Annotated in this window: 12 protein-coding genes; 7 read left to right on the forward strand and 5 right to left on the reverse strand. The window is 53.2% G+C overall.

The genetic code is table 11. From position 1 onward, the window contains the following. The first annotated feature begins 281 nt into the window (after window positions 1–281). The 6 genes from H6G53_RS05235 to gshB all read left to right on the forward strand — a co-directional run bounded on the left by H6G53_RS05235 (window position 282) and on the right by gshB (window position 13,622). The gene (locus tag H6G53_RS05235) at window positions 282–2,897 is read left to right on the forward strand and encodes a glycosyltransferase (protein ID WP_190531318.1); all 2,616 of its coding nucleotides are present in this window, start codon (window positions 282–284) and stop codon (window positions 2,895–2,897) included. A 32-nt stretch (window positions 2,898–2,929) separates the two neighbouring features. Then, window positions 2,930–3,697: a hypothetical protein gene (locus H6G53_RS05240; protein ID WP_190531320.1), complete on the forward strand. Its 768-nt coding sequence runs from the start codon at window positions 2,930–2,932 to the stop codon at window positions 3,695–3,697. Window positions 3,698–3,995: 298 nt separating this feature from the next. Continuing rightward, entirely contained in the window at window positions 3,996–5,468 is a 1,473-nt protein-coding gene (locus H6G53_RS05245) for a hypothetical protein (protein WP_190531322.1), read from the forward strand. A gap of 26 nt (window positions 5,469–5,494) precedes the next feature. Continuing rightward, entirely contained in the window at window positions 5,495–6,745 is a 1,251-nt protein-coding gene (locus H6G53_RS05250; RefSeq protein ID WP_199309132.1) for a CmcI family methyltransferase, read from the forward strand. A 133-nt stretch (window positions 6,746–6,878) separates the two neighbouring features. Next, window positions 6,879–12,554 (forward strand): glycosyltransferase, encoded by a 5,676-nt coding sequence (locus H6G53_RS05255; RefSeq protein ID WP_190531324.1) that lies wholly within the window; start codon window positions 6,879–6,881, stop codon window positions 12,552–12,554. 96 nt (window positions 12,555–12,650) lie between these two features. Further along, a complete protein-coding gene (gshB, locus tag H6G53_RS05260) occupies window positions 12,651–13,622 on the forward strand; it encodes a glutathione synthase (RefSeq protein ID WP_099534665.1) in 972 nt (323 codons plus the stop codon). A gap of 27 nt (window positions 13,623–13,649) precedes the next feature. Here gshB and H6G53_RS05265 read toward each other — a convergent pair whose 3' ends face one another. Beyond that, window positions 13,650–13,907, reverse strand: coding sequence for a hypothetical protein (locus H6G53_RS05265; protein WP_143473140.1), 258 nt, complete (start codon window positions 13,905–13,907; stop codon window positions 13,650–13,652). A gap of 260 nt (window positions 13,908–14,167) precedes the next feature. After that, entirely contained in the window at window positions 14,168–15,037 is an 870-nt protein-coding gene (gene mazG, locus H6G53_RS05270) for a nucleoside triphosphate pyrophosphohydrolase (RefSeq protein WP_190531326.1), read from the reverse strand. A gap of 217 nt (window positions 15,038–15,254) precedes the next feature. Here mazG and H6G53_RS05275 point away from each other — a divergent pair, with 217 nt between their 5' ends. Continuing rightward, window positions 15,255–15,683 carry a hypothetical protein gene (locus tag H6G53_RS05275; protein WP_190531328.1) on the forward strand — a complete coding sequence of 143 codons (429 nt, stop codon included), beginning with the start codon at window positions 15,255–15,257 and terminating at the stop codon, window positions 15,681–15,683. Window positions 15,684–15,854: 171 nt separating this feature from the next. Here H6G53_RS05275 and H6G53_RS05280 read toward each other — a convergent pair whose 3' ends face one another. The 3 genes from H6G53_RS05280 to H6G53_RS05290 form a co-directional block, all read right to left on the reverse strand. After that, window positions 15,855–16,673, reverse strand: a complete 819-nt coding sequence (locus tag H6G53_RS05280) for a DUF4231 domain-containing protein (RefSeq protein WP_190531330.1) — start codon at window positions 16,671–16,673, stop codon at window positions 15,855–15,857. A 260-nt stretch (window positions 16,674–16,933) separates the two neighbouring features. Further along, on the reverse strand, window positions 16,934–18,043 hold the full coding sequence (locus H6G53_RS05285) for a hypothetical protein (RefSeq protein WP_190531332.1): 1,110 nt from the start codon (window positions 18,041–18,043) through the stop codon (window positions 16,934–16,936). Between the two features lie 68 nt (window positions 18,044–18,111). Further along, window positions 18,112–18,903: a trans-aconitate 2-methyltransferase gene (locus tag H6G53_RS05290; protein WP_190531334.1), complete on the reverse strand. Its 792-nt coding sequence runs from the start codon at window positions 18,901–18,903 to the stop codon at window positions 18,112–18,114. Window positions 18,904–18,927: the final 24 nt, after the last annotated feature.

An 18,927-nucleotide genomic window follows, 5' to 3' on the forward strand; every position in this document is an offset into this window, starting at 1 on the left:
AATGAGCGTAACATTGGTGTACTACTTTTTGATTGTTTGGGGTAAGAATTACATCTTCTTACCCCTTTTTTATAACCTGAATCTGTCATTCAACACTTCTGCAAAAATATCTTGATCAAGTTCCTGAACTGTTTGAGAATGTCAAAATTCTAGAGAATCCTGGAATTAATGCTGCACCCTGGAATTTAGATACTTATCCTATCAGTATTAAGAATCATCAAATTTTTATAGACAATAGCCCTCTAGTATTTTTCCATTTTCATGGACTGAAAGAGATTGCCTTGGAAAGTTTTGACTTAGGGATCAAGCTTTATGGTGTTGAGGGGTTCAATGATGCTGTAGCACTACTCTACCGAGATTACATAAACCTGCTAAAAACTATTAGCAAAAATCTTGAACATTTCTTACCTAAAGATCTAATGTTGGATAACATTCGCATTGAAAATAGATCAACAACGTACCAAGGCTCGATACTTTTTGATCAATCTGACATCAATTTCGAAGTTGGAAAACAAAAAGAACATCCTGAATCCATGCTTCAAACTCAATGCGTAGTCCGAATGACAGTGATTGTTTCAGTCTACTGCTCAGAGTTGTTCTTTGAAGGTTTGCTTAAGGATCTAGTGGCGCAAACCAGTTTTCGCCGAAAAGAAATTGAGCTTATTGTTATTGACAGCGCATCCCCAGAAAATGAACAAGAGATTATTCGGCGTTTCATCGAGTTACATCCAGATCAGATACGCTACTACCGAAGTCACTCGAGGGAAACTATCTACGCTGCATGGAATAGAGCAATTCAGGGGGCGCGCGGAAAGTACTTGATCAATGCCAATGCTGACGATCGGCTCCGACCAGATGCGATCGAGGTAATGGCCCGCTATCTTGATGAGCATCCTGATGTCGCAATGGTTTATCCCTATCAGTTGATTACGGATATTCCTAACGAAACCTTTGAAACAACACAAGCCAATCGCGTCTTTAACTGGACAACTTTTAATCCTGAATGGTTAGCCCAGGGCTATAACCTTGGATCTCACCTGATGTGGCGAGCGTCTCTGCACCAAAAGTATGGCTACTTCCGACCAGATTTGAAGTCGGCTGGTGACTACGAGTTCGTTTTGCGAATTGCCAAAACTGAGAAGATTGTATGTATTCCTGAAGTTTTAGGACTGTACTACAACAATCAGCAGGGCTTGTCCATGAATATCGCGGCCGCTCTACCCGAAACACGCCGTGTACAAGCAGAGTATGGCTTCCACTATAACGACGTACCCCTATATCAGACTCAGCTATCTAGTCATTGCCGTGTTCTTGTTATTACCAATCTCTATCCACCCCAAGAACTGGGGGGGTATGGTCGATCGCTTGCGGATTTTGCTGCTGGGTTGCAATCCCGTGGTCACCAAATACATGTTCTAACCAGCGATGCACCTTACCTGGGTCGCACACCAGATCGAGAAGATGGCATTGATCGCCGCTTGCAACTGTGGGGAACCTACGAAGGTCAAACCCAAGAGTTGCAGGATCCTAACCAAATCAATGCGATCGTGGCCCATAACGATCGCATCCTGCGCGAGGTTTTGGCACAACTTCAACCCAATCTTTGCCTGGTTGGTAATATCTCATTCCTCGGCCCGGCGATTTTTGGGCCTTTGCTAGAACAACAAATTCCGACAATTCATCACCTGGGGTTTGCCCAAGTTCCTTACCCACCAACCCTTGCTCCCCAGCACCCGCTCTATCACTTGGCCACCGCTAGCGAGGCCGTGGCTCAGGCGGTGCGAGATTCAGGGTTAACGCAACTGGCAACGTCAACGACTTATCCCGGCGCTCTGGTACGGCAATTTAGCCGGCCCACGCTGCCCCAGCGGGATAAACTCCGGATTTTGTACGCTGGTTTAGTGATTCAAAGCAAGGGGCCCCACACCCTGCTGGAGGCCCTGACCGTGCTGCAACAGCAGCAGGTGGACTTTGAATGCACGATCGCAGGTAATGCAATTCATGCGGATTATTTGGCGGCCCTGCGACAGTACCTGCAACAAACAGGGTTAGTCCATCGGGTGCGCCTGGTTGGCCATTTAGATCGAGCGCAACTGGCTGACTGTTTTGCTCAGCACAATGTCTTTGTGTTCCCTTCGATTCAGCCGGAAGCTTTCGGGATTGTACAGGTTGAAGCAATGGCGGCCGGGCTAACGGTCTTGAGCACAGGGGTGGGCGGGGCTTCAGAGGTGATTGAATCCGGAGTGAGTGGTCTGTTATTCCCAGCCGGTGATGCGCTCGCCCTGGCTCAGGCTCTGATCAGTTTGCCGCAGGATGCAGAACGTTGGGCGCGCCTGGCCGCCACAGGACAAGCAGCAGCCTTTGCCAAATTTGACATTGAGCGATCAATTGACCAACTCGAACTAAAATTCGAGGAGCTATTGCGCCGAAAAGCCGAACTCAGCAGCCCTATGGTCCTTTCCATTCCCACCTCCCCTGCCACCGATCCCTACACCCAGTGGCTGTGCGATCGAATCACAAACGTTGTGCGGGTGTATGGACTTGACCCCAGTGATCAAAATACGCTCTCCCTGCTACGTAACTATCGCCAGATGATCGCTGAGTTTTGGTGTAATAGTCCTGCCGAGAGATTAGCCGATCTCTACGCTGGTCCTCCCGGCCAATTCCACCGGGAACTCTTAAGCAGCGGATTAGTTCATCACCCCTTGACACAACTAGAGGTAATTCACCGCCGAACTTTGACAACTGCTTTGCAGAGGTCCCCCCTTCCCAGTCCTGAAGGTCTCAAAGCGTTTTTGGCAGTGATGCTCTATTTTACGCCGGGGCAAATGCGGGTAGCAGATGCGGCGAGTAAGCTTCCAGCTTGGTTGTTGCCTATTTATCAGCAGTATTTTTAGTACAATCTCCTTGGAACAAGAGTCTAAGAAAGATGGATATCGTTGTAGCAACAAGCATTGCGCCTAAAAACATTGAACTTCAAAAGCTTGCAATCAAGTCATGGCTAGACTTGGGCATCTCAGTTGTTTCATTAAACACAAATCAGGAAATTGAATATCTAACTCCTTTTTTTCGAGAGATTGAGTTTCTCAAAGTCGAACATACTGGTAAAAATATGTATGGAAAAGACTATGTATACCTAAACGATATAATGAATTACCTGAAGAAATACGGAACAGATATATGTGGATTGATTAATTCAGATATATTTCTGAGAACTACTCCGCATTTTCTGAATTTGATATTACTTGAGTGCAAAAACTCCCTGGTTTTCGCCTCCAGATGGGATCTAAATCAATTAACTGATGAACATGGCGAGCTTTTCGAGCTGGGCTTTGATGTCTTTTTCTTTGATCGCAACCTATTAAGTTATTTCCAGACCTCTAGATTTTGCCTAGGTGTCCCATGGTGGGACTATTGGATTCCTGCAACTGCAGTACAAAATCATCTTACGATTAAGTACGCGGTTACTCCTTTTGCCTATCATCTGAAGCATGACACAAATTATGATCAACACATATGGATTCGAGCTGGTATGAAGTTCTTGAAAGATTACGACTCGAATGCATATGAATCATTGTCAAGACAAATCATGAACACTCAACTCGCAAAAATGAATCCAATTATAAGCAACACTTTGAAGTGTATCTCTTTTAGGCTTTTATCGGAAGTTGAAAATTCAGCTATTAAAGTGTTTTGAAACAAAATAGTGCTCGTGAAGTCAATGATAACAGTCTGACAGTAGTTATTCATCGCTCCAGTTTGTACCTGCTTCCCCTCAATGCCAATTCGAGAGTTTCAAATAAATAATGCCATGGCAAAATGGGGTGAGTTGCTTTGCTCTGATCAGTTTGCCGCAGGATGCAGAACGTTGGGCGCGCCTGGCTGCCATAGGACAAGCAGCAGCCTTTGCCAAATTTGATATTGAGCGATCGATTGACCAACTCGAACTAAAATTCGAGGAGCTATTGCGCCGAAAAGCCGAACTCAGCAGCCCTATGGCCCTTTCCATTCCCACCTCCCCTGCCACCGATCCCTACACCCAGTGGCTGTGCGATCGCATCACAAACGTTGTGCGGGTGTATGGACTTGATCCCAATGACCAAAGCACGATTAACCTCCTGCGGGAGCTACGCCGCCAGACTGCCGAGCTTTGGAAGGCTGCGCCAGCGGAGCAACTCCCAGATCTTTACCAAGGCTCTGTGGGCCAAGCCTATCGCTCCTTGCTGCACAGCGGCTTCCAATCCCAGCCCCTCACGGGTGAAGAAGCCAACTACCTTCAAGCTCTCACTAATCAAGTGAGTCAGCATACCGTTCAACATCCGGTTGGCTTGCAGGCGTTCTTGGGGGTGATGCTGTATCTCCCCGCTGGCAAGATGAAGGTTGATCAGGCCCCAATGAAGCTTCCGGCTTGGCTGCTGTCGGATTATCAATCGGTTTTTGAGCCGCCTGGAACTGTAGAGCCGACCAGTGATCCACAGCCGATCGCCCCGCCAACCTCAGCAACCGCGCCCCTTCATCAGGACATGACCTTCCTGAATCGGTTGTTAGGCTGTGCCAATCTTTACTACATCGACCCCGAAGAAACCTCGATCGCAGAAGAGCTGCGGCTGATCCGTCAGCAGGTGGGGCAAATTTGGGCCCAAACGCCCCTTGAGCAACTGGAGTCTCTCTACAAGAGTGAATTTGGTCGCCGCTACTTAGCTCTGCTGGACAGTGGCTATCAAAACTATCCCTTACGCCCGGAAGAGGAGTCCGTTGTTCAGGAGTTGACGGGGCTGATCAGTCAGGGAATCGATCGCTACCCGGGGCTGAATGCGCTGTTGGCCATCATGATGTATCTGCCACCGGGCAAAATGCAGGTACGGGACGCAGCCAATCGCTTACCGGCTTGGTTGCTGCCGGACTATCAGCGAATTTTTGAAGCGGATCAAGCGACAACTGCTCCCTTAGTGCCGTCCCCGCAACCAACCGTCCCCACGGCCGCCCCGGCTGCGGCTGCTCCACCCTCCGTGAGCCAGCCCCCCAATTTGGCGGAGGATATGGTGTTTCTGAACCGCTTCCTGGGCTGCTCCAATCTCTACGAAATCGACCCGGAAGATGGGGAAACGGTGGCGGAACTGCGCCAATTGCGACAACGGGTGGCTGAGTTTTGGCTGACGGTTCCTCCATCTCAACTGGAGGCTGTGTTCAACAGTGAACTGGGTCGCCGTTATGGCATGTACCTGAAATCAGGATTCCAACGGGAGCCGTTGACGGATGGGGAGCGGGAACTGCTGGTGAAGCTGGCGGAAACAGCAGCGCGTGGTTTCGAGCAGCCCGGTGGTTTGAATGCGTTCTTGGGCGCAATGATGTACTACGCGCCGGGACAAATGCAGGTGAAGGATGCGGCAACCCGTTTGCCCGGTTGGCTGTTCCCGCTGTACGCGGCGGTGTTTGAGTCCGAGGCTCAAAAAAAAATGACTTCCTAGGGAACGCTGAGGCTGGCAGTCCTCAATTGCCTGAGTTAACGGAGGTAGCTGGCTCCGAATCGGGGGCCAACGATCGGGCAGAGTCTGCTACACCGTCAGCCCCAGACCCCAATGCTGGGCTAATGAATGCTGAGGGTCGGTTTTGCCACTGGCGCGATCGCCCCTGGGACTCAGTGCGCCCCATCCAAACCTCCTTCCTGACGGGTAGCGACGCGGTGGCGATCGAGATGGCCGCTCGCAGCTACAGCTATCGGGGCATTCAGACCATCAAAAATCCTTTTGATTGGGCGCTCTATTCCCTGCTGCTCTGGGAACTGAAGCCGCGCACCATTTTTGAAATTGGCTCCTTTGCCGGGGGAAGCGCTCTCTGGTTGGGAGATCACCTGAATAATTTTGGAATTGATGGGCATATCTACTCGATCGACATCAACCCGGTGACCGATGTGAGCCATCCAAGGGTGACCTTTTTGGCAGGGGATGGTCGAGACTTGGGGCAAACCCTTTCGCCGGACTGGTTGGCCAGCCTACCGCGCCCTTGGTTAGTGATTGAGGATGCGGATCACTCCTACGGAACAACCATTGCGGTGTTGGAGTTTTTCCACGGCTGGCTGGAGCAGGGTGATTATGTGATTGTGGAAGATAGCCTCAGTGCCGGGAAGCCACTGCAAGCCTTGGAAGAATTCTTGATGGTTTGCGGGGATGAATATGAGATTGACACCTATTTCTGTGACTTCTATGAACGGAATATGACCTGGTGTCTGAACGGTTTCCTCCGCAAACGGACGACCGCTGGGGCGATCGCCCCTTCATTCCCGTCGCGCGAACTGGGAGAGCCGGGATTGCCAGAATGGGACGAGTTTTGGTTGAACTGGATAGATAGCTGCTTGGATCTTTACGAGCGATCGCCTGAACATTGGGGGGCCTTGGCAGAACTCAGTAATGCTCGCTCTCGCTATGCCCATTACTGGAAGGAAGCGCCGATCGAAGACTTGCCGGTGATCTGGCAAAGCACCAGCGGACAAATTTATCAGCGGCTAGTGGCGAGTCGGTTTGGACAGCGGCCCATCCTGCCAACCGATCTCGATTTTCTGCTGACTTTTGTGGAATATTGCAGTGGTTTGCCGGAACCCGAATCGGCCATCCGGACGGCATTGGTGGCCATCGCCTATCCAATTCCAGCGGTCGATCGCTCAGTGTGGGAGCGAATCTATCCTCAGTTACCTGATTGGTTGGCTCCAGCGGTAACCGCCGCTTTGGAAGCATGGCAGCGGCGTTAGCGACTGGATGAATAGCCGTTGATTCGCCCGCATGGTGGCGAACCCTGAAGATCTTTGGGTGCAGGTGGAAGCGGTGATTCGACTGCTAGATCAATTGCTAGATCAATTCGGGGCCCTGCTCCGTTGATCTGGGTTGGAACCGCTCCAGAAAACCGTTATTCTCGACTCGATCGCCCCCCAAACCCTCAACCAGCCCGCAACTCCGATGGCCGACAATTCCCAGCCGCGTACCTACCACCAATGGTCGATCGCGAACCGGCCCACCGCCGCCGACCTCGATCGCATGGCCACCACGGCGCGGCAAGGATTCCGCTACCGGCCGACCATCAGCATTGTGATGCCCACCTACAACACACCGGAGCAACTGCTGATTGAGGCGATCGAGTCGGTATTGGCCCAGGTCTATCCCGATTGGGAATTGTGTATTGCGGACGATTGCTCCACCGCGCCCCACATGCGGCCGCTGCTTGAGCAATATCAACAGCGCGATCCGCGAATTAAAGTCGCCTTCCGCCCTGAAAACGGTCATATTTCCCGTGCTTCCAACTCCGCCCTGGAGATTGCAACGGGTGAATATGTTGCCCTGCTGGATCATGACGATTTGCTTACGCCGGATGCCCTGTTTGAAGTGGCCTCGCTGCTGCAACTGCATCCCGATGCGGACATGATCTACACCGACGAAGACAAAATCGATGAAAAGGGGATTTTGTCGGAACCGACCTGTAAGCCGGCCTGGTGCCCCGACTCGTTTTTGACGCGGATGTATATCTGCCACTTGACCGTTTACCGGCGATCGATTTTGACCCAGGTGAGTGGGTTTCGGGCAGGGTTTGAGGGCAGCCAAGACTATGACTTAGCCCTGCGATTTACGGAGCAGACCGATCGGGTCTATCACATTCCTCGGGTGCTCTATCACTGGCGGATTCACTCCGGATCGGCGGCGGGTTCCACCGAAGCCAAGCCCTATGCCTATGAGGCGGCGAAAAAGGCCTTGCGGGAGGCGATCGAGCGGCGCGGGGAACCGGGGCAAGTGGAAACCATCGCCAAACGACCGGGCCACTACCGAATGCGCTACCAGATCGCTGAGCGCAAATTGGTTTCCCTGCTGATTTTTGTGGGCGATCGTCCCGCCGACCTCGATCGCTGCCTGAACGGAATTGTTCGCCACACGGACTATGGCCCCTATGAGGTGCTGGCCGTGTTGGGAACCACCCAACCGGAGCCGGGCCTTTTGCAGGTGTTGCAACGGTGGCAAACCCAGTTGGGAACCGATCGACTGCGGGTCGTGCCCTGTGAGGATTTCAATTGGGCTGCTGCTGCCAATCACGCGGCGCAACAGGCCCGGGGCGATTATCTGGTGTTTTGGGAAGATGGCATGGAGCCGATGGGAACCGCTTGGTTAACCCGTCTGGTGGAACAGGTTCAGCGATCGCGCATTGGCGTGGCTGGCCCCATGGTGCTGGATCCAGAGCAGCAAATTGAACAGGCGGGCCTAACCTTAGGCCTCAATCCCGAGGGGCTTTGTCTCTATCAGGGTTTGGATACCAAGGTCTCTAACTACGCCAACCTAGCCCACATAGACCTGGCCAATAATGTTTCGGCCTTGCGCTGGACGGGGATGTGTTGCCGCCGATCGACCTGGGCGCGGGTGGGTGGTGTGGATCCGCGTTTGGGCATTTTTGCGGCGGATTTGGATTTCTGTTTGAAGTTGCGATCGGCCGGCTATCGCCATATCTTTGTGCCCGAATCGCGCCTGCGCCAGCACCACCCCCTGGCTTGGCAACATCAGCTCACGGATCCGGAAACCCAGCGCCAGGCGGCATTGCGGGTTTTGGAAACCAAGTGGGATCTCCAGTTGCGCTATGACCTTTGCTATAGTCCCGCCCTGGCCGGGTTGCTCGATCGCCCGGGATTTCGCCGGGACTACGAACGGTTGCAAGCCCAAACCATCCATAGCCAACAGCCCCTCGTCACGATCGCCATTCCCACCTATAACGGCCGGCGCTATGTTGATGAAGCCCTGGCCAGTGCGCTCCAGCAGAGCTATCCCCACTTGGAAGTGTTTGTCAGTGACGATGGTTCCACCGATGGGACGATCGAGCAACTGCAAACCGCAGCGGCTCAGGATCCCCAACGAATTCAACTGGTGGCGGGGCCGCAGGCGGGCATGGTGGCCAACTGGAACCACTGTGCGGAATTTGCGCGGGGCAAATATTTGAAGTTTTTGCACCAGGATGATTTGCTCGATCGCGACTGTCTGAAGGCCATGGTGGCCTTGGCGGAAAGCGATCCGGAAATTGCCCTGGTGTTTGCCCCCCGGCGCTTGTTGCTGGATCCGTCGGCGGCCCAGGATCCCGCTTCCCAACGGTTGGCGGCCGGCAGTGAGAACTTGCACCATGGTTGGTCGCACTTGCAGGCGGTGCAACCGGGGGTAGACCTACTGCGAGATCCGCGCTTGCTGCTGGCTCCCACGGATCCGACCAAGCTGGACAAGCTGAAACAGCTGTTTCAGGATCCGGTGGATCCTGTGGAAAAGGTGGGGCAAATCAACAAAATTGGCGAACCGAGCGCGGTGTTGGTGCGTACCGATGCTCTGTTGGCCGTGGGTGGTTTTGATCCGGCCCTGAAGCAATTGGTGGATTTGGATCTTTGGTTGCGGCTGTTGGCCAAGTACAAGGTGGGCTTTATTGCGCGCCCCCTGTCCAGTCGGCGGATCCATGCCCAGCAGGTGACCCAGCTCAATTCGGCGGAGAAAGAGTTGGAAACCGATGCTCGCCGGTTTTATCACAAGCTGGTGGCGGCTCCCTGGTTTGATCAGCTCCATTCCCGATCGCAACAAATTGCTCAGGCAATGACCAAGCATATGGATCGGCTGCTGAAATCCGAGCGGCCGCGCCTGGCTCCAGTTCCGGCGGGAACGGAGCGGCCCCTGTGGTCGGTGATGTTGCCGGTTTATAACCCCGATCCGCAGCAATTGGCCTTGGCGCTGCAAAGTGTGTTGGATCAGGCCCTGCCGGCCGATCGAATGCAGATCGAGGTGTTGGATGATGCGTCCGATCGGGTGGATGTGCGGGCGATCGTGCAGCGGGTGGCGGGCGATCGGGTGCTGTATACCCGTCAGCCCAAAAATCGAGGACTGCTAGGCAATTGGCAGGATTGTTTGAGTCGATCGTCTGGCCAGTGGGTGTTGTTGTTGCACCAGGATGATGGGTTGCTGCCGGGATTTGTGGAGCGGATGACCCGGGCGATCGAGCAGGCGGGCGACCGGGTGGGCATGGTGCTCTGTCGGCATCACCACATCGATCACCAGGGGCGAATTGTTTGGACTTCTGAACTGGAACGGGAAACGGCCGGGCCCGTGAGTGATTGGGTCGATCGGATTGCCCAGCGCCAACGGGTGCAATTTTCCGCCATGGTGGTGCGCCGCGCGGCCTATGAGGAATTGGGAGGGTTTGACCCGGCGGCGGCTTCGGCGGCCGATTGGGAAATGTGGCAGCGCCTAGCCAGTCGCTGGGGTCTGTGGTTTGAGCCAGAACCCTTGGCGGTGTTTCGGCGGCATGACGGTTCCACCACCTCCAAACTCACCCGCACTGGGGCCAACATTGCCGACACTCGCCGCGCCATTGACCTGGCCCGCGCCTATCTCCCCACCGATCGGCGCGATCGCCTGGCTCGCCGCGCCTTGCAGTACTATGCCCAATACGCGATCGGGGTGGCCCAAGACAGCCTGAAGCGGGCTGACTGGGAAACGGCGATCGCGCAACTGCGGGAAGCGCTCCGTTGTGAGGATTCGATCGAAACCCGATCGGCCGTCATTGACTGTCTGTTGCAAACGGCTCCCGCGGCCCCGGACTCACCTGCTCCGGTGGATCCGGCCCCGATCGCCCCCTTGACCACAACTGCCACAACTGCCACAACCGAGGAGACCCAAGCCCTAGTTCGGGACATTACCCCTCTGGCTTCCATGGTGGTGCTGTTTGTGCCCTTGGTGAACGAGGTGAAACAGGCCGTGGCCGCCTATCGTCAACATTCCACCGATCCCAAGGTGATTGAACGGTTGCGGAATGCCCGTCGCCAATTGGCGGAACAATGGTTGCGAATTCCGTTCGATCGCCTTGATGAGGCCTACCTGGCCCGGTTGGGTCAAGCGAACAAGGCCCTGGTGGAAACGGACTTGCGCTATGAACCCTGGACCGCTGACGAGCGATCGTTCATTGAACCCCTAATCAGCAGCCTCCAGGGAGGCATCAAAACCCTGAGCCAGCTTCGCAACTTCATCATCCTGATGATGTATTGCCGGGCCTATCAACTGCCCTTGGAATATGGCGCGATTTACTTGCCCCAATGGTTCCTAGAGGCCTATGCCCTCTACATGCAGGAAGCCCCCCTCTATTTCCAAGAGGTGGGCGATGCCGATCGCTTTGCCCAGCACATCACCCGTTGGACTAACCAGGTCTATCGCACCAACGAAACGCGCCCTGAAGATGAGGTTTCCCAAAAACTGGCCCGCTGGCTGGCCTATCGCGGCACTTTCACGCCTTTGTATTTCACCGCCGACAGCCCAACGGATATCTATCGCAAGCGAGCGTTCCTGATTGCGAAAACCCTGAAGGATCAGGGCGAAGTGGTCGATTATCGGTTTGGGCCCAGGGATCCCCAGCGGCAAAAGCTGCGGGTGGGGATTTTGAAGGATCACTTCACGCCCCAAACGGAAACCTTCACCACCCTGCCCGCCTTTGAATATTTGGATCGATCGCGCTTTGAGATCATTCTCTATAGCGTCTTTGCCACCGGTCATCCCCTGGAGCAATATTGCGCCAGCCGCGCCGATCAGTTTGTGCATTTGCAAGGAAGCTTGGCCCAACAGACGGCCCGGATGCGGGCCGATGACCTGGATTTGCTGCTGATTGGCACGAACGTCACCATGGTGACCAATCCGATCACGGTGTTGGCGGTGCAGCGCCTGGCCCGAGTGCAGGTGATGTCCACCTCAGCACCGGTCACCACGGGAATGACCCATGTGGATGCCTATATTTCCGGGTCGCTGACGGAGACCACCGATGCCCAAACCCGCTACACGGAAAAGCTGTTGGCGCTTGAGGGGCCGGCCCATGCCTTTAACTATGATGTGTTGCCCCAAACGGCGACGATTCAACCCTCGCGGGCTTCCTGGGGAGCTACGGATCAAACCACGGTTTATATGTCCGGGGCCAATTTCAACAAAATTGTGCCGGAGTTGCGATCGGTCTGGGTGAAACTGCTGGCACAGGTGGCGGATTCGGTGCTGGTGCTCTATCCGTTCAATCCCAATTGGGGGCAAAATTATCCCGCGCAACCGTTCATCGATCGGTTCCGATCGGACTTGGCCGCCGTGGGTGTGGATCCGCAGCGCCTAGTGATTTTGAATCCTTTGCCCACCATGGCCGACATTCGCGAGTGCCTGAAGCTGGGGGATGTTTATTTGGATTCGTTCCCCTTTGCGGGGGTGAATTCCACGATCGATCCGTTGCTGGTGGGAATGCCGCCCGTGGTGGTGGAAGGGGTGGCGTTCCGATCGCGGATGGCCTCGGCCCTGTTGCAATCGCTGCGAATTCCGGAGCTGATTGCGGCCGATGAGGCGGACTATCTGCAATTGGCGGTGCGGTTGGCTAAAAACCGCGACTGGCGGCAGGCCTTGAGCGATCGCATCCGGCGGGCCATGGCGGCCAACCCGGTTTTCTTTGACAGTCGCCGCTATTCAACACTGATGGGGCTAGCCTTTGAGCAACTGTTTGCCGCTTGGCAACGGGGCGAGCTAGGGGCCCACTAGGTGATTTGGACACGGCGATCGCAACCCTGGACTCACAACTGCTCTTGAACCCAGATTCTTGAGCGCCCTTCGTCAATCAACATTCGGGAGCACCTCGTGAAACTGGCTTTTATCATTGACCCGATCGAACGACTCGATCCGACCCACGACACCAGCGTTGCCCTGATGGAAACGGCCCAACTGGCGGGCCACCAGGTTTTCATTACCCAAGCCACGGATCTGAGTGTGCGGGATTCCCAGGCCTGGGCCAAGCTGTTGCCGGTCACCTTGGCCCCCGTGACCCTGGGCGAAGGACGCTGGTTAGCCGTTGAGGACTGGTTCAGCTTGGGTGAAGCGCTGTGGCAGCCTCTGGAGGCCATGGATGCGGTTTTTATGCGCACCGATCCGCCCGTGACCGTGCCCTATCTGTACGCCACCTATCTGCTGGATTATGTCAATCCGGCTAAAACCCTGGTCATCAACCGCCCCAGCGGGATTCGGGCTGCCAATGAGAAAATGTATGCCCTGCAATTCACTTCGGTAATTCCCGAAACGATCGTCACCAGCGATCGGGAAATCATTCGGGCGTTTGTGGAGCGGCGGGGCGCGGCGGTGTTGAAACCCCTGGGCGGCAAAGCGGGCGAGGGCATTTTGTTTTTGGAGCCGGGCGATCGCAACTTCAATTCGCTAGTGGAAATCAGCACCCAGCGGGGTCAATTGCCGGTGATGGTGCAGCAGTTTTTGCCGGAAGCCAAGGCCGGCGATAAACGGGTGATTTTGTTGAATGGCGAGCCGATCGGGGCGGTGAATCGGGTTCCCACCGGCAGTGAGTTTCGCGGCAACATGGCCGTGGGCGGGGCGGCCGTGAAGGTGGCCGTGACCGATCGCGATCGGGAAATTGCGGCCGCCTTGGCCCCCACCCTCCAGCGCGACGGGTTGATCTTTGTGGGCATTGACGTAATCGGCGGCTACTTAACCGAAGTGAACGTCACCAGCCCCACGGGAATGCGCGAGATCGATCGGCTCGACGGGGTGCGTTTGGGCGATCGGGTTTTGGATTGGTTAGCCCAAAATTCCCCGGCCCAGTAAGGCTGCATCGGCCCAACCCCCAGCGAATTAGGGATGCTGGCAGCGATCCCAGCCTTCCAACACCATCAAGCTCTTCACGGCTTCCGCTGTGGCCACCTCCGCGTGGCCCAGCCATTGAAGCCACTGTTGCCGGCCCAGGTTCGGATCGCTCAATTGACGGAGGGTACGTCGATCCCAACGGAAACTTTGCCACCGATCGCCGGGTTCAGGAACCCAACCATCTAAGTCGGAACAGCGCTGAATTTGGCCGCTGACGGGGCCGAGGAGGGAAACATGGTAGGACATGACCAAGAGCAGTGCGGAACTCACACTGGCGAAACAGCTCCCCGAGGCCCGCTTGGGGCCGCGAGGGTGGCCTCGCCTTCGCGCGATCGGGGCCACATCCTCATGCTGCCATGGGTTTCAGGAATCGCCCGCCCTGATCATGACGCTTCCGGTGATCCCGGCCATAACTTCAGATTGGCTTTAGATTTTTTGGATTGGCTCTAGATTTTTTGGCTCTAGATTTTGTGAATGGCAGCGGCCCCAATGGACAGTTGCTGAACTCAAGCGGGAAATTGAAATTCCTGATTCTGAGCACTTGATCCTTGACCGGATCCTTGGCCCAATTGAGCCTTCGCTTTCTGCCAAAGGGCTTCCAAGGTTTCAAGGCTGTACTGTTCCAAGGGGCGATCGCTCAGGGACTCCATCATTTGCAACCGCTGCACAAATCGCTGATTGGTTCCATGGAGCGCCGCCGAAGGGTCAATGCCCTGCCAGCGTGCCAATTGCACCACTGTGAATAGCAAATCGCCCAATTCCGAAGCCTGGTGTTCCGGGTCGCCTTGGGCGATCGCCCCTTGCAGCTCCGCTAACTCCTCGTGAAATTTCTCCCAAACCCCCTCCAGGCTGTCCCACTCGAAGCCCGCCGCCGCCGCCTTTTCCGACATCTTCAGGGCTGCCATCAAGGGTGGCAAGCGGTTGACATAGCGATCGAGTTTGGCGCTGAGGGGGGGCGGTTGGTCGATCGGCTCCCCCTTTTCCGCAGCCTTAATCTGTTCCCATTGCCGATGCACCGCCGCCGCATCGGTGGCCTCAGCCTCGCCAAATACGTGGGGATGACGACGCACCAACTTATCGGCAATGCCGTTGGCCACCTGCCCTAAATCAAAATCCCCCGCCTCGCTGGCCAGTTGTGCTTGCAACACCACCTGAAGCAATAAATCGCCCAATTCCTCCGCTGTTTCCGCGCGATCGCCACTGCGAATTGCGGCCACGGTTTCGTAAGCTTCTTCCAGGATGTAAGGCACGAGGCTTTCGGGCGTTTGTGCCAAATCCCAAGGACAGCCCCGCACCGGATCGCGCAACTGGGCCACCACATCGATCAAACGTTGCAAGGCTGTCAGGATTTCAGACGGGCGATCGAGCGAAGACATAGGCAACCATGCATCTGCTATGCATCGAGGAGAAAACCACTGCCAATCCTAACGGTTACCGCCCCGAAAAATTGCTGGCCGATACACCAATCCTGGGGAAGTCATCCTGTGCTAAGACCTAAACACCGGGTCTTGAGCATGTATTAAACAGGTGTTAAACATGCACGGAAATGTGTATTGAATGTGGATTCAATTGAATTTTTCCATTGGAGGTTTTATGGCTCTTGTTTGGTCTGCAAAACGCTGGGCGATCGGTCTCAGTACCCTGACGTTAACGATCACCAGTTCGATCGGCCTAACCATTGAAACTGCCCAAGGAACTACACCCTATGGCCCCGCCGTGGAGCATCCTCAAAATGCGGGTTACCAAGCAGAACAGCGCGGAGATTTTGATACTGCAATCATGAACTATCGTCGGTCTTTAAATGCGGCGGCTGGGTTGTCTGATCCCGTCTTACGCGATTGTGGCGTGGCCGGTGCGGAAGCCAGGTTGCGAGGGGCCGAAGCCGCCAAGATCTATATTCAGCAACATGGGCGTTCTTCCGATCGGTTGAGCCAAGCTCGTGAACGCTCACAAGCCGCATTTCAGAATTATTGGAATGAATTTGATCAACGCCGTCCAGATTTAGTGAATGGCTGTCCCTAAATCTTGATCATCGCAATTCGTCGTAGCAATCTATTGTGGTGACACCCAGTGGGCAGCGATCGGAAAGGGCGGCGATCGCTGACAGGCTAGGTGTCACCACAAATGCTTTGACTAACACGACTGTTCGTCTCTAGATGCAGCCCTTAAATTCATACCCTATCCTGGACTGCCCTATCCTGGATTGCCCTCTGGGTTACTCGTTGCATCACTGCTCATGTCCGGCCCCTTCTTTTGGGATTCAGCATCGCCAGAGTTTTGCAACTGTTTCAAATGAATTTTATTCACCTGAATAATAAAACTTTCAACAGCTTCTTGCAGCTTGATGCGACGTTCCCGAGGCGGTAAATCGCTAAAGCGATAGGCATTCGTTACCCCAAGAATGAACTTCTCTAGCTCGGCTTCCAAAAACTCAACAGCCGTATTGGCAGCCACAGCGTTTTCCTGAAAAGGAAAAGACGTGGAAATACTTGTGACGATCGATGCAACAGCCGGGAACAGCACCGGTAACCACTTGAGCCAAGGAAGGCCAGTTTCTGTTTTATCTAGCAGCACCAAAATCGGTGTCACGCCCGACAACACAATGGTCGCTACCTGAAAGACATAATAAATAATTTGAGACTGACTCCGCATGAGCCGATAGTCAGAAATCAAGTCCTCGCAATATTGAATTGCACGACTGCGCAACAAGTTGATTGATGCATCATCAACATCTTCATTGTCTGGATTAAACTGCCCGTAGAGAGATCCCTTAAAACTACTCTCCCGTTCGCGGGCCGCTTGGCGAACTGCCTTGCCAACACTTCGGTTCACCAACAAAAGAAAAACAATGAGACCTGTTGCTGCAAAGCTGGCTGGCAACATATTGGAGTGTGTAATTCCCCAAAGGTTGAAGCCCACAATGCCAACAGCACTGGTGATTAATAGGGCTTGAATGGTGTCAAGAATCAGATAGACCTTGCGATCGCTTTGCGTTAACTCAGCAGTATTCATGGCTCAAAACTCCAGAGCTAGATTCTTGTGTCCGAATGACAATGCATTTGGATTTGGGGCAATGGCTTCCGAGGTAATGATCAGGCTTAAAACCCAAATAACAACAATAATTTGCAGTGGGTTTTGAATTGACTCCAGCTAATCGACTGCCACAAATCAAATGCAATTTACTGATTGGGATTGGTAAGTGATAGCCAACCCATCCTAACCAACCCAAGGCAACTGGCTAAGATTAACCAGCTCAATTCATTTACCTGACTTCAACAGCCAAGAAACTGAGTAATATAGTCCCTGGCTAAAAGGGCACTAGCTGCCCCGGCGGCTACGCAACAATGGGGCGCAAATTCCCCTGTTTCTTGAAAAGGTTGCGGATCGGTAATATCCCGCGAGCTTTCTTGAATGGTTGAGTTAGGGGTATATTCATGCTGAGAAAATTTGAGAGATGATCCATGGCGCTCAAACCACGTGCGATCGCGAATCCAAAGCAGTGCTAAAAACTCGGGACGTAGACAAAGCAAATCCATCGCAACCCCTGTGATCAGCAAAGTTGCTCCCCCATTGACCAATAGGGCTTGGAGATCAGCAATTTCAGGATATAAATTGACTGTTTGCTCTCCTTCTTCATGGTCAAATAATTCCTCCGCAACTTCTCGTAAGATCGTTGCTTCCAAGTTATAAGATTGCTGATCAAAAGGGTCAACACCCGTTGGCTGAAAGATCATCGACGGGACAATATGATACTGACCTGCTCCCTCAGCAACCTGTGCGGATCGCTGATGCAGAAAGTATCGATATTTATCCTTGGAATCTGTCTCAGAACTGGCATTTACAACAAAGCAACAGGAAATGGCGATCGCGGCACTGCGGTTGTGTCCTGTCCAGGTATCTTGCAGCGCCTCCTGCCCTCGGCGATCGCCATGAAGTTTCTGTCGCAAGGGCAAGGCTTGATAGCAGTCTTGGGGGGAAGCATCGAGCGGTAAGGTGGCGATCGCCTGCTCCAATTCAGCTTCCAAAATGGTGCAAGTATTGACAGTATCAAAGTACGATCCCACGGTGCAGTGGAGGCGATCGCCCGCCAGAAAATCTTCAGCATCAGAAGCAGGCTTAAATCGATCCATAAAATCCAATGCATAGGTTTTTCCATTCCATAAATGATTCCTTGTGCGTTGCATTTTCTCCAGTAACCAGCTACTGCTTGGAAATTGACCTGTTTCAAGCTTTAAGTTGCCCAAAACCTGCCTTGGACTTCGTGGTTTTTCAACCCAAGAGCATAGATTGATTGGATAAACTAAGCCTGTCCCACTGCGAAATAGGGACTCTTCACCATAAAGCCATGCCAAAAAATTGATGGTCATTGCTTGACGAGACAAGGGTGAAGTAGAACAAGAGCTAGAAATCATTGCAATGAAAAACTGCCGAAGAGGATTAACTGAAAAGACTAAGGACTAGGACTTACTTGGCAATCTAAAATCAGGTGTGAAGAATTAATGCTATAGGATCCTGATTGATAGTCTCCCCAGGTTTTCACGATCTGAAAATGATTAACTTGCAAGAGTGTCATAATCTCTTGCGGCCAAAAAATTCGAAGATCTAAATCTTCTTCCGCAAACTGAACACCATTTCGATAAAACATCAATGTCATTGTATGGATCTGGCTCCAGGCATGATACTGCCTCCGCCGTTTAATGGTCACCAAAGAGCCATCCTGAGGATCTGGAAACTGAGAATAAGGATCAATTCGATCCGGATTTTGCAGGATGTCGAAAATATAGTAGGGATTTTTGAAATCTACGATGAAATGACCGCCAGGAGCTAGATGCTGACGAACCCGACTTAAGCACTGCCGCACATCATCAAGACTATGCAAGTGGGTAAATGTGTCATAGGGAAAAATGATGAGGGAGAACTGAGTCTGAAGATCAAAATCACGAACGTCTCCTTGAACCCAATGGGCTTTTTGGGATTTAGTACGAGCCGCATTGAGCATGGATTCTGAAATGTCGATGCCGGTGCAAAGAAAGCCTCCTTCTGCCAAATCAGCGGTAACCCTTCCAGTTCCGCAAGCCAGTTCCAAAATGGGACTGCCGTGAACTTGGGCGATCGACTGCCAAAATCCAATGTCTTGAGATTGAACTGAGTGTCGATAGGATCCCTGAAAAATTAAGTCGTAAAAGCAACCGTTATAAAATAAATTTTGGTTGTCTTGATTCGTTAATTCTGAATGACTCATAATAGCAATTCTCCTTGAATTTGA

This window comes from Limnothrix sp. FACHB-406, assembly GCF_014698235.1.
GTDB lineage: Bacteria > Cyanobacteriota > Cyanobacteriia > CACIAM-69d > CACIAM-69d > CACIAM-69d.

Excerpts from the sequence above, each read along its gene's own strand:
- H6G53_RS05240 (WP_190531320.1), top strand. The coding sequence starts at position 2,930 with ATGGATATCGTTGTAGCAACAAGCATTGCGCCTAAAAACATTGAACTT.
- H6G53_RS05245 (WP_190531322.1), top strand. The coding sequence starts at position 3,996 with ATGGCCCTTTCCATTCCCACCTCCCCTGCCACCGATCCCTACACCCAG.
- H6G53_RS05265 (WP_143473140.1), bottom strand. The coding sequence starts at position 13,907 with ATGTCCTACCATGTTTCCCTCCTCGGCCCCGTCAGCGGCCAAATTCAG.
- mazG (WP_190531326.1), bottom strand. The coding sequence starts at position 15,037 with ATGTCTTCGCTCGATCGCCCGTCTGAAATCCTGACAGCCTTGCAACGT.
- H6G53_RS05275 (WP_190531328.1), top strand. The coding sequence starts at position 15,255 with ATGGCTCTTGTTTGGTCTGCAAAACGCTGGGCGATCGGTCTCAGTACC.
- H6G53_RS05280 (WP_190531330.1), bottom strand. The coding sequence starts at position 16,673 with ATGAATACTGCTGAGTTAACGCAAAGCGATCGCAAGGTCTATCTGATT.
- H6G53_RS05290 (WP_190531334.1), bottom strand. The coding sequence starts at position 18,903 with ATGAGTCATTCAGAATTAACGAATCAAGACAACCAAAATTTATTTTAT.